We start from the raw sequence: 14,154 nt of genomic DNA, 5'->3' as shown, positions 1-14,154 counted from the left end.
CAACTAGAAATCAGTTTAACAATTCAAAAGGCCCTCCCCGCTCTCCCAGGGAGGGCCGATCGTTATTCCGCCGCCTCTTCCGCTTCCTCGGTGTGATCGGAGAGGAAGCCGCCGGACTGGCGGTTCCAGAGGTCGGCGTAGATGCCGCCGCTCTCGATCAATTCGCCGTGCGAGCCGGCCTCGATGATCCGGCCCTTGTCGAGCACGATCAGCCGGTCCATCTCCGTCAGCGTCGACAGCCGATGAGCGATCGCGATCACCGTCTTGCCCTCCATCAGGGCGAAGAGGTTTTCCTGGATCGCCGCCTCGACTTCCGAATCGAGCGCCGAGGTCGCCTCGTCGAGCACCAGGATCGGCGCGTCCTTCAGGAAGACCCGGGCGATCGCGATGCGCTGCCGCTGGCCGCCGGACAATTTGACGCCGCGTTCGCCGACCTGCGCGTCGAGCCCCTGGCGGCCCTGCATGTCGACAAGCCCTTCTATGAACTCCCAGGCATTGGCGCGTTTGGCAGCCTCGATCACCTCGGCATCGCTCGCCTCCGGCCGGCCATAAGCGATGTTGTCGCGGATCGAGCGATGCAGCAGCGAGGTATCCTGCGTCACCACCCCGATCAGTGAACGCAGGCTTTCCTGCGAGACGCCTGATATATCCTGGCCGTCGATGGTGATGCGACCGCCCTCCAGATCGTAGAAGCGCAGCAGCAGGTTCATCAGCGTCGTCTTGCCGGCGCCGGAGCGCCCGACGAGACCGACCTTCTCGCCCGCCTTGATGTCGAGCGACAGGTTATCGATGACGCCCTTGCTCTTGCCGTAGTGAAACCGGATGCGCTCGTAGTGGATCGCGCCCTTCTTCGCCGTCATCGAAGGCGCGCCCGGCTTGTCGACGATGTCGTGCTGTTTGCTCATCATCTCCATGCCGTCATAGACCGTGCCGATATTCTCGAACAGCGCCGAGACTTCCCACATGATCCATTGCGACATGCCGTTGACGCGCATGGCCAGACCGATGGCGATGGCGATCGCGCCGACCGAGATCGCCCCATTCAGCCAGAACCAGATCGACAGGCTGGAGACGACGAAGAGCGCGACGCAGTTGGTCAGGTAGACGCTGATGTGGAACAGCGTCACCTTGCGCATCTGCCTGTGCACCGTCTGCAGGAACTCGTCCATGCCCTCCTTGGCATAGACCTCCTCGCGGCCGGCATGCGAAAACAGCTTGACGGTGGCGATGTTCGTGTAGCTGTCGACCACACGCCCCGTCATCATCGAGCGTGCATCCGCCTGCTGCGCCGCGATCTTGCGAAGCTGCGGCACGAAATAAGAGACGATGCTGACATAGACGGCGAGCCAGACGAGGATCGGGATCATCAGCCGCCAGTCGGCCGCCGCAATCACGATGATCATCGTCAGGAAATAGCTGACGACGTAGACGAAGACGTCGAGAATCTTCATCACCGTTTCGCGCACGGCAAGCGAGGTCTGCATCACCTTTGTCGCAACGCGCCCGGCAAACTCGTTGGCGAAGAACGTCATGCTGTGGCGCAGCAGGAAGCGGTGCATCTGCCAGCGGGCGCTCATCGGATAGTTACCGAGCAGCATCTGGTGCATGATGAGGGAATCGAGGCCGGCCGCCAGCGGCAAGCCGACCAGGACCAGCACCGCCATCCAGAACAGCTTGTGGCCCTCCATCTGCAGGAAGGTGGCGCGGTCAGCACTGGTCAGCCAGTCGACGATGTCGCCGAGAAACTGGAAGAGCGCCACTTCGCCGACGGCGATCGACGCCGTCAGCAACGCCATCAGGCCGAGCCAGGGTGCTGCCGGCTTGCTGTAGTGCCAGCAAAAGGCAAAAAGACCTTTCGGCGGAGCGACAGGCTCCTCGCTCGGAAAGGGATTGAGTCGCTGTTCGAACCAGCCAAACATGAAATTGCTCCGAAACATCAGCGTCTCGGCTCCCGGCTTCGCGCCACCTGAGCGCACTGCAAGCACATATGGGAACCGAACGTTCAAGGGGCGAGGCTGAAACAGCCGCACAATGGATCAAAAGGGGATTTCAGGAAGGAATGCGCGCTAGCGGCGCCATGTCGCCTTGATCGGCATCACGGCGGGAAAGCGCATAATGAGCAAAACATTCATGTCGGCCCTCCCTGCTGGCGATTGAAGATTGTGCATGGATAACGCGAAAATCGCGAAATTTCCAGCCCCATAATGGCGTAAATTGAACGTTTCCGGGCCAAAATGCGCCCTGTTGCGGCAAAATGCCGGTTGCTTTAGGTGTCTCGCATCCCGACGAAACAAACGGCACATGATGACCGACCTCAGACTGGCACTCTACCAGCCGGATATTCCCGGCAATACCGGCACGATCCTGCGTCTTGCCGCCTGCCTCGGCTTCGCGGTCGATCTGATAGAACCCGCCGGCTTCGACGTTTCCGATCGCAACCTGAAAAGATCGGGAATGGATTATATCGCCGCCGCCGCGCTGACCCGCCATGTCAGTTGGGATCGCTTCGAAGCGTGGCGCGCCAAGACCGGCCGCCGCCTGATCCTCGCTTCAACCAAGGCGGCGGATCGCTACACCGATTTCACCTTCCGTTCAGACGACATTCTGCTTCTCGGCCGGGAAAGCGCCGGCGTCCCGGACCATGTGCATGAAAAGGCCGATGCCCGTATCCTGATCCCGATGGTCGAAGGCCAGCGCTCGATCAACGTCGCCGTCTCGGCCGCGATGATCATCGGCGAAGCGATGCGCCAGACCGTCTGGGCTTGAGCGGCAGCGGCCTTCGCGGAATGGCCGAAGCCCCGGAATGTGTGGGAAATTGACATTGCCAATCCGCCAGATTGGCCTATATTTATTAGCCGGGCAATCAAAAATATCGCATGACGGCTGCGATTTCAATAGCTTGGCATCACTCGGGCCTGGGTCTCGCCAACAGATGAAGGAAGAATAAAAACAAGAAAATGGATTCCACGGTCATCATGATCAACCTGTTCGGCGCCGTCGCATTGCTGCTGTTCGGCCTCGCGCAGGTCAAGGACGGCGTATCCAGGGCCTTCGGCGCCCGGCTCAGAACAGGACTTGCGACCGGCACGCGCGGCGGCTTTCGGTCCTTTGTATCAGGCCTGATCGCAACCGTCGCTCTGCAGAGCTCCACGGCAACGGCGTTGATGACCGCCTCTTTCGTCGAGCGTGATCTGATCAGGCCGCGCATGGCACAGATCGTCCTGCTCGGCGCCAATGTCGGCACCGCCATCACTGCCTGGATCGTCGCCACGGGGATTGAATGGCTCTCCCCGCTTCTAATCCTGACCGGCATTGCGCTCTACCGCGGCCGCTCCAGCGCCCGCCAGGGCGGTGGCGCGGCGCTCATTGGCATTGGGCTGATGCTGCTGTCCCTGCATCTCCTCGGCCTTGCAACGGAACCGATGCGGACCTCACCCGCCCTTGCCGCATTCATCGGCCTGTTGAACGGCGCGCTGCCCGTCGCGCTGCTGTTTTCGGCGGCCCTTGCCTTCCTTTCCTCGTCAAGCCTGGCCGTCGTGGTACTGATCCTGTCGCTCGCTTCGGCCGGGCTTATCTCTGCCGAACTCGTCATCGTGCTGGTGCTCGGCGCCAATCTCGGCGGCGCCATCCCGCCTGTCGTAGCGACATTGGGCGGTCCGGCTTCAGCGCGGCGTGTGACACTTGGCAATCTGACCGTCCGGACGCTCGGCTGCCTTATCGCCTTGCCACTGGCGGGCTATGGCGCCGACCTCATCCAGATGTTGCCCTTCGGCCCGGCCAAGCTGCCGGTCGACGCACATCTGGCCTTCAATCTTCTGCTGGCCGCGCTGGCCTGGCCCTTCTCCCGGCCGCTCGCCACCCTGATGGCCCGGCTGGTGCCGGATCAGCCGGAACCCGATGGCGCCCCGAAATATCTGGACGCGCAGGAACTTTCCACGCCCATCATCGCCCTTGCCAGCGCCACCCGTGAGGTACTGGGGATCGGCGACCTGATCGAGCGCATGCTCATCCGTGTTTCGGAAGCCCTGGAGCACAACGATGCCTCAAAGCTCGCCGAAATCGGCGCCCTCGAGGAGCGCGTCGACCGGCTTCAGCAGGCGGTGAAGGTTTATCTCTCCAAGCTCGGCCGCGAAGGCCTCAGCGACGAAAATGCCCGGCGCTCGATCGTCGTCATCGATTATGCGATCAATCTCGAACATATGGGCGACATCATCGAGAAGGGCCTGACGGAACAGGTGGCGAAGAAGATTTCGCTCGGCCTGAAATTTTCCGAGGACGGCCATCAGGAATTGAGGAAGCTGTTCGACCTGACGATCGACAATCTGCGTGTCGCCCAGACCATCTTCGTCACCCGCGACTTCAATCTCGCGCGTCGGATGATGGAGACGAAGGTCGAGGTGCGCCGGATGGAAAAGCAGTCGGCCGAACATCATCTCGAACGCCTGCGCGACGGTCGCGCCGACAGCCTGCAGACGAGCTCGCTGCATCTCGACATGCTGCGCGACTTGAAGCGGATCAACGCCCATATCGTCTCGGTAGCGCATCCGATCATGGATGAAAGCGGATTGCTGATCGAAAGCCGTGTGCGGCCGGCGGCGGAGTGAGGGTCAGTCGGCCGAAGGCAGGCGGCGCATGGTGAATTCGATCCGGTCGCCATCCAGTTGGCGCCAGCTCTCCACCTCGGTCCAATAGGCCGCTTTCGGATATTCGTCGAACCATTCGCGCGCCTTGGCGCGTGCGTCGATCAAGCCGAGGCAATATGTCTGACGCACGAAATGGTCTCTCTTGGCGGTCGGATTTTCCGCCCGGTATTTCGCCATTCTGCGCTTCAGACCGTCGAAGGACGGAGGTCCTGGAATTTTTGCCATCAAACCTACCTCTTCGGAAAAAGGTAGTATCGAAATACTTGATTTGCGAGTTGAATCTTCGCTGCCCATGTCCGCGCCGGCCGGCTTGGCGAGACGCGGCGCCACCTGCTAAACCGAGGTGCAATCAAGAATGAGCGAGTCGTTTCCCTAGCGGAGGCCGACCGCTGGAGGCGCAAATGGAAAGACCGGAACTGCCGATCGGCTTGCCTGACGATATCGAGGAAAAGAAGGAGGCCGCCCGCAAGTGGTTCGAAGGGCTGCGCGATACCATCTGCGTCTCCTTCGAGGCGCTTGAAGACGCGTTGGAAGGCCCGCTCTCCGATCAGGAGCCCGGCCGCTTCGTCGCCAAGGATTGGTCGCGCGAAAACGGGGCCGGCGGCGGTGGCCGGATGTCGATGATGGAAGGCCGCGTCTTCGAGAAGGTCGGCGTGCATACCTCCACGGTCTACGGCGAATTCTCCCCGGAATTCCGGGCACAGATACCCGGCGCCAAGGATGATCCGCGCTTCTGGGCCTCCGGCATCTCGCTGATCGCTCATCCCGTCAATCCTAACGTTCCGGCGGTGCATATGAACACCCGCATGGTGGTCACCACCAGCCGCTGGTTCGGCGGCGGTGCCGACCTGACGCCGGTGCTGTCGCGCCGCCGCACCCAGGAGGACGAGGACAGCCAGCTGTTCCACAAGGCCATGGAGATCGCCTGCCGCAATCATGCTGTTGCCGACTACGATGCCTACAAAGCCTGGTGCGACGACTATTTCTTCCTGAAGCATCGCAACGAGCCGCGCGGCATCGGCGGCATCTTCTACGACTGGCTGCATTCGAGCGAGGAGGCCGGCGGCTGGGACGCCGATTTCGCCTTCACCCGCGATGTCGGCCGGGCCTTCGCCATGGTCTATCCGAAGATCGTCCGTTCCAACTTCAACAAGCTGTGGACGGAAGCAGATCGTGACGAACAATTGATCCGCCGCGGCCGATACGTCGAATTCAATCTGCTGTATGATCGCGGCACGATCTTCGGCCTGAAAACCGGCGGCAACGTCGAATCCATTCTCTCCTCGCTGCCGCCCGTCGTACGCTGGCCGTGAGACTGTGAGATCTCATCGATAAATTCGAGCCGAGGGTCCTTCATAAAAATGCAGTGAGTCCTAACTTTATATGTACGTGCGTAACAATCGGAGGAGGATTGTCATGACGACACAAAGCGGCTCGCCTGCGTCCACGGATGTCCAGGAAACATTCCGTGCAGTCGACACGCCCGAGTTCCTGATACGCATCGCCGAGAAACTGCGGGCCAAGAGCGGCTCGGATCTGCCGCTGTCCTGCTTCATCGAGCAGGTCAAGCTACAGCTGGCCGGCGGAAAGTCGCCGGAAGAGCTGCAGAACGACGCCGCCAACTGCAACACGCCCAGCCATCTCTCGGATACCTACAAAGCCTGGGCGATGCCCGACTGAAAGACCTTCTCCGGTCGTCACCCGATGCCGGCCGGAACCTTCCCTTCCTCCGCACATTTCATCAATCGCGTGCAAACGCGATGGCCGTTGTGTTTCAGACAGAGGAGAAGACCATGCGACTTTTCGAATGCGGCACGCTTGTTCCCGGCTGCGCCTGGCACACCCGGGCGGATAATGACGCCGAAGTGGTCCGTCGCGCCGTCGAGCATCTGAAGACCGCTCACGGCGAAACCACCATACGCGAAAACATGGTTGACAACATCAAGGCCCGCATCCGCGACGAGGCGACCGCCGCCTGACGGCCGGTGGCCAAGTCCTGGTACCAACGACAGTAGCTGCGTCGCGTCCACCGGACGCGACGCGGTATACCTATTGCGCAAGTTGCTGCAGCCGGGCGAGCAACGCGGCTCTGTCGGAAGCGAAGTTCTCCTCCACCCACTGGTTTTCCAGCACCGCAAGCAGTTCGCCGACGCGCGGGCCGGACGGGATGCCGGCTGCGATCACGTCTGCGCCATTCACGGGAAACTGCGGCTTCTTCCACGTCGCGGCCTGATCCAGGAGTTGGCCGAGCCGTGCCGAGCGCGCCATCTCGTCAAGATCGCTCTCGGCCTTCCCCCGTGCAACGCCGAGCGCCAGCTTCAGGCGCGTCGTGATGCCGTCCGCACCGTTGCGGTAAAGCAGCCTTTGGAAGGCGGCTGGCGTCATTTCGTCGTTGACCGGTGCCGTTGTCGCCCAGGCTCTGAGAGTGGCAGCTTCCGCATTCGAGAGCTTCAGCCGATCGGCAAGCGCTTCCAGCCGCGCCGAATCGGGCGGCACGATCGCCGCAAGCCGCAGCAGTGGGTCGGGCGCCCAGCCGAGCGCCTTTTCGGCGGCGACCAGCGAAGGGATCGCATCGATCCCCCATCGTTCCGATTCCGGCAGGATCTCCGTCAGCACCGCCACCTGCCGCATCCAGAGCAGCGCCCGGCCGGGATCGGCGGCGCCAAGCAGTTTTCTGAGCTCCGACCAGACGCGTTCGGCCGACAGCGTCTTCAGCTTCGAACGCGCCGCCGCACAGGCCTTCAGCCCTTCGGCATCCGGGCGCCCCGAACCGTAATAGGCAAAGAAGCGGAAGAAACGCAGGATCCGCAGATGGTCCTCGGCAATACGCGTTGCCGCGTCGCCGATGAAGCGGATGTTGCGCGTCTCGATGTCTGCAAGCCCGCCGACGAGATCGACCACCTCGCCCTCCGCATCCGCATAGAGCGCATTGATCGTCAGGTCCCGCCGCTCGGCGTCTGCCTTCCAGTCGGTGCTGAAGGCGACCTTGGCGCGGCGCCCATCGGTCTCGACGTCGGTGCGCAGCGTCGTCACTTCGAATGGCTTGCCGTCGATGACGAGCGTCACCGTGCCATGTTGCAGGCCCGTCGGCACCGCCTTGATGCCAGCCGCCGCCGCCCGCTCCATCACCGCCTCCGGTTTCAGCGTCGTGGCAATGTCGATATCGCTGACCGGCAGGCCCATCAAGCTGTTGCGCACAGCGCCGCCGACCACCCGCGCTTCCCCGCCCTCGGCCCCACCATTGCCCCCATGATCGGCATTCAGAAGTGCGAGGATCCGGCCGAGCGCCGGGTCGCGAAACCATGCTTGGTCGGCAATGCCGGTCATGCATAAAGCCTTTCGTAAAGCGTGCGGACGATGCCCGCGGTAATGCCCCAGATCATCCTGGTTTCATAGGGCATGCGGTAGAAATGCCGGTCGATGCCGTCGATGACCCGCTTGTCGCGGCTGTGATTGGCCGGGTTCATCAGGAAGGAAAGCGGCACTTCGAACACATCGTCTACCTCGGCCGGGTTCAGCGTCAAATCGAAGCCCGGCGTCACGACGCCGAGCACCGGCGTGATGCGGAAGCCCGTCGAGGCGAGATAGTTCGGCAGCCGCCCGACGGTCTCGACGAAGGAGCCGGCAAGGCCGATCTCCTCCTCCGTCTCACGCACCGCCGCCATTTCGGGCGAGATATCGGCGGGATCGATCGAGCCGCCGGGAAAGGCGATCTGTCCGGAATGTTTGCGCAGCGTCGCCGTGCGCTTGGTGAAGATCACCTGCGCCTCCTCGCCGTCGTCGACGACGGGCACGAGCACGGCGGCATCGCGCAGCTTGAAGGTCTCGACCTCGGCGACGATATCGGGGTTGAGGACATGGTCGCCGTGATCACGCCAGGCATGGTCGACCGGCCCGCCATTCTGATTGAGCGCACGGCGGCGGAATTCAGCTGCTGAGAACAGCGGATAACGTTGGGTGATCGCATCATTCATCGGGAAAGCGCATCCAGTTCGTCGGCCGGCATGACGGGGAAGACCTCGCCGGCGGAGCGGATCGCAAACATCGCCCGCCCCTCCACGTCGAGGACCTCGCCGAGTGCGACCAGTTCATACATCACCGCACGCGACACCAGCGCCTCCAGCCGCCCGCGCACATGCAGATAGGGTTTCAGTTCGGCATTGCCGCCCGCAATGGCAAAGCGCAGCCGATGCTCTCCTCCCGCCTCCACGACATCGCCGACATTGGTGCGAAATGTCAGCACCTGTTGACCCTGGCCGCCCGTCACGCTCACTTCCACGGCGATGAACGGAGCGTCGGCGACCCTGATCCCGACCTTTTCCACAGGAGTTACGAGATAGGTCTTCTCATCCTCATCCTTGCGCAAAACCGTCGAAAACAGCCGCACCAGAGCCGGCCGGCCGATCGGCGTGCCCATGTAGAACCAAGTGCCGTCGGCCCTGATCTCCATGTCGATATCGCCGCAAAAAGGCGGATTCCACCGCTCGACCGGCGGAAGTCCACGTTTTTTACCGCTGCTTTCCTCGGACGCGCGCGAAATCAGCGCGGCAAGTCCCGCCGCATCCGCCTGTCCGCTGATTTCCTCGGTTGCCATTCTTCCGTCCCGGTTTGTCCTTAACGAAGTGAAGTCACGAGATAGTCATTCGCAACGAACTTGTCAGCCCGTCGCATCTCCATAACTCTATCGAGTATGAGGCAGATGTATAAGCCCGCCGATTCGCTGCCGAATGATTTCAGCCGTTGGAGATGCCCATGGGTATGATGAAGACCGAAGCCAGCCTCGATGAAAAGGCGATCGTCGCCGCCGCCGAGAAGGCGCTCTCCGATATCGCCGCCATCCGCACAGAAGTCTCGAAGGTGATCTTCGGTCAGGAAAGCGTCGTCGAGAACACCATTCTCGCCGTGCTCTCCGGCGGTCATGCCCTGCTCGTCGGCGTTCCCGGCCTTGCCAAGACCAGGCTGGTGACGACGCTCGGCGAGGTGCTCGGCCTTGCCGCCAACCGCATCCAGTTCACCCCCGACCTGATGCCTTCCGATATTCTCGGCTCCGAAGTCATGGACCAGGACGATAGCGGCCGCCGCTCCTTCCGTTTCGTCAAGGGCCCGGTCTTCGCCCAGCTCTTGATGGCCGACGAGATCAACCGCGCCTCGCCGCGTACCCAGTCGGCGCTCCTGCAAGCGATGCAGGAATATCATATCACGATTGCCGGCCAGCGCTATGACCTGCCGGCGCCCTTCCATGTGCTGGCCACCCAAAACCCGCTGGAGCAGGAAGGCACCTATCCCCTGCCCGAAGCCCAGCTCGACCGTTTCCTGCTGCAGGTCGACGTCAACTATCCCGAACTCGCCGCCGAGCGCCAGATCCTGCTCGAGACGACGGGCCTCGGCGAAACCCGGCCGGAGGCGATCATCGATGCGCAGCGGCTGATCGAAATCCAGACCCTGGTGCGCCAGATGCCGGTGAGCGAGACGGTTGTCGACGCCATCCTTGCGCTGGTACGCTCCGCCCGCCCCGGACAGGGCAATGCTTCGACCGACAAGAACGTCGCCTGGGGCCCAGGCCCTCGCGCCGGGCAGGCGATGATGCTCTGCGCGCGCGCCCGCGCGCTCTACCAAGGCCGTCTCGCCCCATCTCTCGACGATGTCTACGCGCTTGCCGAACCCATTCTCCAGCACCGCATGGCGCTGACGTTCGCCGCCCGCGCCGAAGGCATGTCCGTGCGCGACGTCATCGCCGGACTGGTGAAGCAGGCAAAGGGATAAGGAAGCCGGACGCGTGGCATCTATCGGACAGATCGTCAACCCGACGTCAGGCAGCGATGCCCTTTCCCGCGCCAGGCAGCGGGCCGCCCTGATGCCGGACTGCCTGGTGGAAGCCAAGCGCATCGCCAACACTGTCATCGCCGGCTGGCATGGCCGCCGCAAGCGCGGCATCGGCGAGAATTTCTGGCAGTTCCGTCCCTATGCCGAGGGTGAGAGCCTGTCGCGCATCGACTGGCGCCGTTCCGCGCGCGACGACCATACCTATGTGCGCGAGCGCGAATGGGAGGCAGCGCATACGATCTGGCTCTGGTGCGACATGTCGCCTTCGATGATGTACAAGTCGAGCTATGGCAGCGCCTCCAAGGAAAGCCGGGCGCTGGTCGTCATGCTGGCGCTGGCCGAAATCCTCTCCCGCTCCGGCGAACGCATCGGCTGCCCCGGCATCATGGAACCCGCCTCCACCCGCACTGCCGCAGAACGCCTCGCCTCCGCGCTCATGCACGCGCCGCTGACCGGCGGCCTGCCGGAAACGGGGATGATCCGCGGCTGGAGCGACCTCGTCCTCATCGGCGATTTCCTCGACGACGCGCCGGCGATCATGGAGCGGCTCGGCCCGCTTGCCCGCCGCGGCCTGCGCGGCCACGTGGTCGAGATATCGGACCCCGCCGAGGAAATCTTCCCCTATAGCGGCCGCACCGAATTCACCGATCCTGAGACCGGCGCCAAGCTGATCTCCGGTCGCGCCGAACATATCCGCGAGGTCTATCGCAACGCCTACCTCGCCCGCAGGGAGAGCCTCGGCCAGTCGCTGCGCCATCTCGGCTGGACCTTCACGACCCACCGCACCGATCATCTCGCCTCCGAAGCGCTGGTCGCGGTGCACATGTATCTGTCCGGCATGCCGGCCAAGGCGACGCATGGAGGGCAGCTGTGAACGCCCTTCCCTTCGCTTTCGCCTATCCCGCCATTCTCGGCGCCCTCATCGCCCTGCCGGTGATCTGGTGGCTGCTGCGGCTGATGCCGCCACGCCCGAAGAGCGAGATCTTTCCGCCGCTGAAGATCCTCGCATCGGTGCTGAAGCGCGAAGAGACGCCGGCCCAGAGCCCCTGGTGGCTGACGCTGCTGCGCATGCTGCTCGCCGCCACCATCATCTTCGCGATCGCCGATCCGGTCTTCAATCCGCGCACCAGTTCGCTCGCATCGGGCGGCCCGCTCGTCCTCTTCGTCGACAACAGCTGGGCTGCCGCACCTGACTGGGAGCGCCGCATCCAGACCGCTGACGCGCTGATAGACGATGCCGAATCCGCCGGCATGCCCGTGTCGATCGCCTTTACCGCCGAGCCGACCAACGATGCCGTGCCCGGCACCGCCGCGGCCGCCCGCGACAAACTGCGCGCCGTCGAACCGCGGCCGCTGGTGCCGGACCGAGAGCGCGCCTTCCAGGCGCTGCGCTCCGCCCTGAACGGCATCAAGCCCGGCACCCTTGCCTTTCTGACCGACGGCGCCGCCGCCAAGGCCGACGACGCCACGGTACGTCAGCTGGCCGAACTCCAGCCCGCTGATCTGCGCCTGATCGAGGGTGACGCCGCACGGACGATTGCGATCACCGCGGCCAACAACGCGGCTGATGCCATGACCGTCAAGGTCACGCGCCTCAACGCTGCGCATGCCGCATCCGTGGCGCTGAACGCCGTCGATAGCCAAGGCCGCTCGATCGCCAACGGCAGGGCGGACTTCCGCCCCGGGCAAAGCGTCGCGACGAGTTCGATCACCGCTCCTTTCGAGATGCGCAACGATTTCGCCCGCATCAGCGTCGATAACGGCGCGACAGCAGGCGCGGTCCATCTTCTCGACGACGCATTCAAGCGCCGCCGTGTGGTGCTGCTGTCGGGAGCCGGCGGGGATGAGTTCCAGCCGCTGCTGTCACCGCTTTATTATATCCAGCGGGCGCTGCAGCCCTATGCGGATCTGATCCAGCCGGGCGATTCCGATCTTTCGGTCGCCATACCGAAACTTCTCGCCAGCAATCCCTCGATCATCATCATGGCCGATATCGGCCGGCTGCCGGAGGACACCTACGAACCTCTGACGCGCTGGATATCGAATGGCGGTATGCTCTTGCGCTTCGCCGGCCCGCGCATGGCGGCAGCGCCGGCAGACGACCCTCTCATCCCCGTCATCCTGCGGCAGGGAGAACGGGCGCTGGGCGGCACATTGTCCTGGAGCGAACCGCAGTCGCTGGCCGAATTTCCGAATTTCGGGCCTTTCTCGGGCATAGCACGCCCTGCCGACGTCGTCGTCAAGCGGCAGGTGCTTGCCGAACCCACCCCCGATCTTGCCGAACGCACCTGGGCGAGCCTCGCCGACGGCACGCCGCTCGTGACGATGAAGCCGCTCTCATCCGGCCAGATCGTGCTGTTCCACGTCACCGCCGAAGCGACATGGTCGGATCTGCCGATTTCGGGCACCTTTGTCGACATGCTGCGCCATCTCCTCCAGATATCGCGCTCGGGCGGCGTGACGTCGGAGGTTCGCGGCAATACGCGTGTGGCCGAGACCCTGCCGCCATTCCGCATGCTGACGGCCAAGGGCACGCTCGTCTCCGAGACCGGTTCGGCGCGGCCGCTCACGTCAAAGGCCGGAACCGAGCCGACCGCGAATTTCGACAATCCGCCCGGGCTTTATGGTTCGGAAGATGGTTTCACCGCTTTGAACGTGCTGCCGGAGGACGCCGAACTGAAGCCGATCGACACGGCAGGGACGACAGCTGCGCGCGAAGGCTTGATCGGCGGCGAAAGCTGGTCGGCAAAACCGGCGCTCTTTCTCGCTGCCTTTCTGCTGCTATTGGCCGACAGCCTGATCGTCCTCTTCATGAACGGCGCCTTCTCGCGCTTGCGCCCCGCTGTCCGCACCATGAGCGTGATCGCGATAGCGCTCGGCGCCGGCTTCCTGCTGCAACCCGGCACGCTGCACGCCAACGAACTCTCAGCCCGGCGACGACCTCGTCTTGCAGCGGCTCGACAACACCCACCTCGCCTATGTCGTCACCGGCGAACAGGAGGTGGACAATATATCCGAGCGCGGCCTCGAGGGCCTCACCCAGTTCCTGACCTTCCGCACGACGCTGGAGCCGGCACCGCCCGTTGGCCTCGACCTCACCAAGGACGAACTCGCCTTCTATCCGATCATCTACTGGCCGGTTTCGGCAACGGCGCCGATGCCGTCGACGGCGGCGATCAGCCGCATCGACGCCTATATGCGCAACGGCGGCACCGTGCTTTTCGATACGCGCGACCACATCAGCGCTTTGGACAATGGCGGCAATGTCAGCGCCAACGGCCAGAGGCTGCAGGCGATTCTCGCCAATCTCGATATTCCGCCGCTCGAGCCGGTGCCATCCGATCACGTGCTGACGAAATCCTTCTACCTTCTGTCGAGCTTTCCCGGCCGTTATGCCGGCAGCCCGCTCTGGATCGAGGCCCGGCAGGGCGGCGGCCGTGAAACGACGGAAAAATCGGCGGCGACGGCCGACGGCGTTTCGCCGATCCTGATCACCGGCAATGATTTCGCCGGCGCCTGGGCGGTCGACGACAACGGCGTGCCGATTCTGCCGACCGTGCCCTCCGACGAAGGTCAGCGCGAATATGCCTATCGTTCCGGCGTCAACATCATGATGTATATGCTGACCGGCAACTACAAGACCGACCAGGTTCATGTTCCCGACCTCCTTGAACGGTTAGGACAATGA

Annotated in this window: 12 protein-coding genes and 1 pseudogene; 8 read left to right on the top strand and 5 right to left on the bottom strand. The window is 63.3% G+C overall.

The annotated features are described in order from the left end of the window. Positions 1–62 precede the first annotated feature (62 nt). Positions 63–1,919: an ABC transporter ATP-binding protein gene (locus MHI61_RS08190; protein WP_239791613.1), complete on the bottom strand. Its 1,857-nt coding sequence runs from the start codon at positions 1,917–1,919 to the stop codon at positions 63–65. 385 nt (positions 1,920–2,304) lie between these two features. Here MHI61_RS08190 and MHI61_RS08185 point away from each other — a divergent pair, with 385 nt between their 5' ends. Together MHI61_RS08185 and MHI61_RS08180 are read left to right on the top strand one after the other, a co-directional pair. Continuing rightward, positions 2,305–2,766 (top strand): tRNA (cytidine(34)-2'-O)-methyltransferase, encoded by a 462-nt coding sequence (locus MHI61_RS08185; protein ID WP_239792806.1) that lies wholly within the window; start codon positions 2,305–2,307, stop codon positions 2,764–2,766. 191 nt (positions 2,767–2,957) lie between these two features. Continuing rightward, positions 2,958–4,604: a Na/Pi cotransporter family protein gene (locus tag MHI61_RS08180; RefSeq protein ID WP_239791612.1), complete on the top strand. Its 1,647-nt coding sequence runs from the start codon at positions 2,958–2,960 to the stop codon at positions 4,602–4,604. Between the two features lie 3 nt (positions 4,605–4,607). On the opposite strand, the gene MHI61_RS08175 is transcribed toward MHI61_RS08180, so the two are convergent. Next, positions 4,608–4,868, bottom strand: a complete 261-nt coding sequence (locus MHI61_RS08175; protein WP_239791611.1) for a hypothetical protein — start codon at positions 4,866–4,868, stop codon at positions 4,608–4,610. 176 nt (positions 4,869–5,044) lie between these two features. Here MHI61_RS08175 and hemF point away from each other — a divergent pair, with 176 nt between their 5' ends. From hemF to MHI61_RS08160, 3 genes are all read left to right on the top strand, one after another. Then, positions 5,045–5,956: an oxygen-dependent coproporphyrinogen oxidase gene (hemF, locus tag MHI61_RS08170; RefSeq protein WP_239791610.1), complete on the top strand. Its 912-nt coding sequence runs from the start codon at positions 5,045–5,047 to the stop codon at positions 5,954–5,956. Between the two features lie 103 nt (positions 5,957–6,059). Further along, positions 6,060–6,323 (top strand): hypothetical protein, encoded by a 264-nt coding sequence (locus MHI61_RS08165; RefSeq protein ID WP_064684361.1) that lies wholly within the window; start codon positions 6,060–6,062, stop codon positions 6,321–6,323. Between the two features lie 113 nt (positions 6,324–6,436). Then, the gene (locus MHI61_RS08160; protein ID WP_010029983.1) at positions 6,437–6,622 is read left to right on the top strand and encodes a DUF1059 domain-containing protein; all 186 of its coding nucleotides are present in this window, start codon (positions 6,437–6,439) and stop codon (positions 6,620–6,622) included. Positions 6,623–6,692: 70 nt separating this feature from the next. Here the strand turns inward: MHI61_RS08160 and MHI61_RS08155 are convergent, their stop codons facing one another. Genes MHI61_RS08155 through MHI61_RS08145 form a run of 3 tightly spaced genes read right to left on the bottom strand, consistent with a single transcriptional unit; the run spans position 6,693 to position 9,237 of the window. After that, positions 6,693–7,970 carry a CCA tRNA nucleotidyltransferase gene (locus tag MHI61_RS08155; RefSeq protein WP_239791609.1) on the bottom strand — a complete coding sequence of 426 codons (1,278 nt, stop codon included), beginning with the start codon at positions 7,968–7,970 and terminating at the stop codon, positions 6,693–6,695. Beyond that, positions 7,967–8,617: a CoA pyrophosphatase gene (locus MHI61_RS08150; protein ID WP_239791608.1), complete on the bottom strand. Its 651-nt coding sequence runs from the start codon at positions 8,615–8,617 to the stop codon at positions 7,967–7,969. The genes MHI61_RS08155 and MHI61_RS08150 overlap by 4 nt, the downstream gene beginning before the upstream one ends. Next, positions 8,614–9,237, bottom strand: a complete 624-nt coding sequence (locus MHI61_RS08145; protein ID WP_064684364.1) for a DUF1285 domain-containing protein — start codon at positions 9,235–9,237, stop codon at positions 8,614–8,616. Before MHI61_RS08145 ends, MHI61_RS08150 begins: the two co-directional genes overlap by 4 nt. Positions 9,238–9,395: 158 nt before the next feature. Between MHI61_RS08145 and MHI61_RS08140 the strand changes: the two genes are divergently transcribed. The 3 genes and pseudogenes from MHI61_RS08140 (at position 9,396) to MHI61_RS08130 (ending at position 14,154) form a co-directional block, all read left to right on the top strand. After that, positions 9,396–10,406: a MoxR family ATPase gene (locus tag MHI61_RS08140; RefSeq protein WP_239791607.1), complete on the top strand. Its 1,011-nt coding sequence runs from the start codon at positions 9,396–9,398 to the stop codon at positions 10,404–10,406. 13 nt (positions 10,407–10,419) lie between these two features. Then, positions 10,420–11,340 carry a DUF58 domain-containing protein gene (locus MHI61_RS08135; protein WP_097604556.1) on the top strand — a complete coding sequence of 307 codons (921 nt, stop codon included), beginning with the start codon at positions 10,420–10,422 and terminating at the stop codon, positions 11,338–11,340. Continuing rightward, positions 11,337–14,154: pseudogene (locus MHI61_RS08130) on the top strand (DUF4159 domain-containing protein). Before MHI61_RS08135 ends, MHI61_RS08130 begins: the two are co-directional and overlap by 4 nt.

This window comes from Rhizobium sp. K102 (genome assembly GCF_022385315.1).
Classification (GTDB): Bacteria; Pseudomonadota; Alphaproteobacteria; order Rhizobiales; family Rhizobiaceae; genus Rhizobium; species Rhizobium croatiense.
This window is presented reverse-complemented; position numbering and strand designations above follow the sequence as displayed.

Excerpts from the sequence above, each read along its gene's own strand:
- MHI61_RS08180 (WP_239791612.1), top strand. The coding sequence starts at position 2,958 with ATGGATTCCACGGTCATCATGATCAACCTGTTCGGCGCCGTCGCATTG.
- MHI61_RS08175 (WP_239791611.1), bottom strand. The coding sequence starts at position 4,868 with ATGGCAAAAATTCCAGGACCTCCGTCCTTCGACGGTCTGAAGCGCAGA.
- MHI61_RS08165 (WP_064684361.1), top strand. The coding sequence starts at position 6,060 with ATGACGACACAAAGCGGCTCGCCTGCGTCCACGGATGTCCAGGAAACA.
- MHI61_RS08155 (WP_239791609.1), bottom strand. The coding sequence starts at position 7,970 with ATGACCGGCATTGCCGACCAAGCATGGTTTCGCGACCCGGCGCTCGGC.
- MHI61_RS08140 (WP_239791607.1), top strand. The coding sequence starts at position 9,396 with ATGGGTATGATGAAGACCGAAGCCAGCCTCGATGAAAAGGCGATCGTC.
- MHI61_RS08190 (WP_239791613.1), bottom strand. The coding sequence starts at position 1,919 with ATGTTTGGCTGGTTCGAACAGCGACTCAATCCCTTTCCGAGCGAGGAG.
- hemF (WP_239791610.1), top strand. The coding sequence starts at position 5,045 with ATGGAAAGACCGGAACTGCCGATCGGCTTGCCTGACGATATCGAGGAA.
- MHI61_RS08150 (WP_239791608.1), bottom strand. The coding sequence starts at position 8,617 with ATGAATGATGCGATCACCCAACGTTATCCGCTGTTCTCAGCAGCTGAA.
- MHI61_RS08185 (WP_239792806.1), top strand. The coding sequence starts at position 2,305 with ATGACCGACCTCAGACTGGCACTCTACCAGCCGGATATTCCCGGCAAT.
- MHI61_RS08160 (WP_010029983.1), top strand. The coding sequence starts at position 6,437 with ATGCGACTTTTCGAATGCGGCACGCTTGTTCCCGGCTGCGCCTGGCAC.
- MHI61_RS08145 (WP_064684364.1), bottom strand. The coding sequence starts at position 9,237 with ATGGCAACCGAGGAAATCAGCGGACAGGCGGATGCGGCGGGACTTGCC.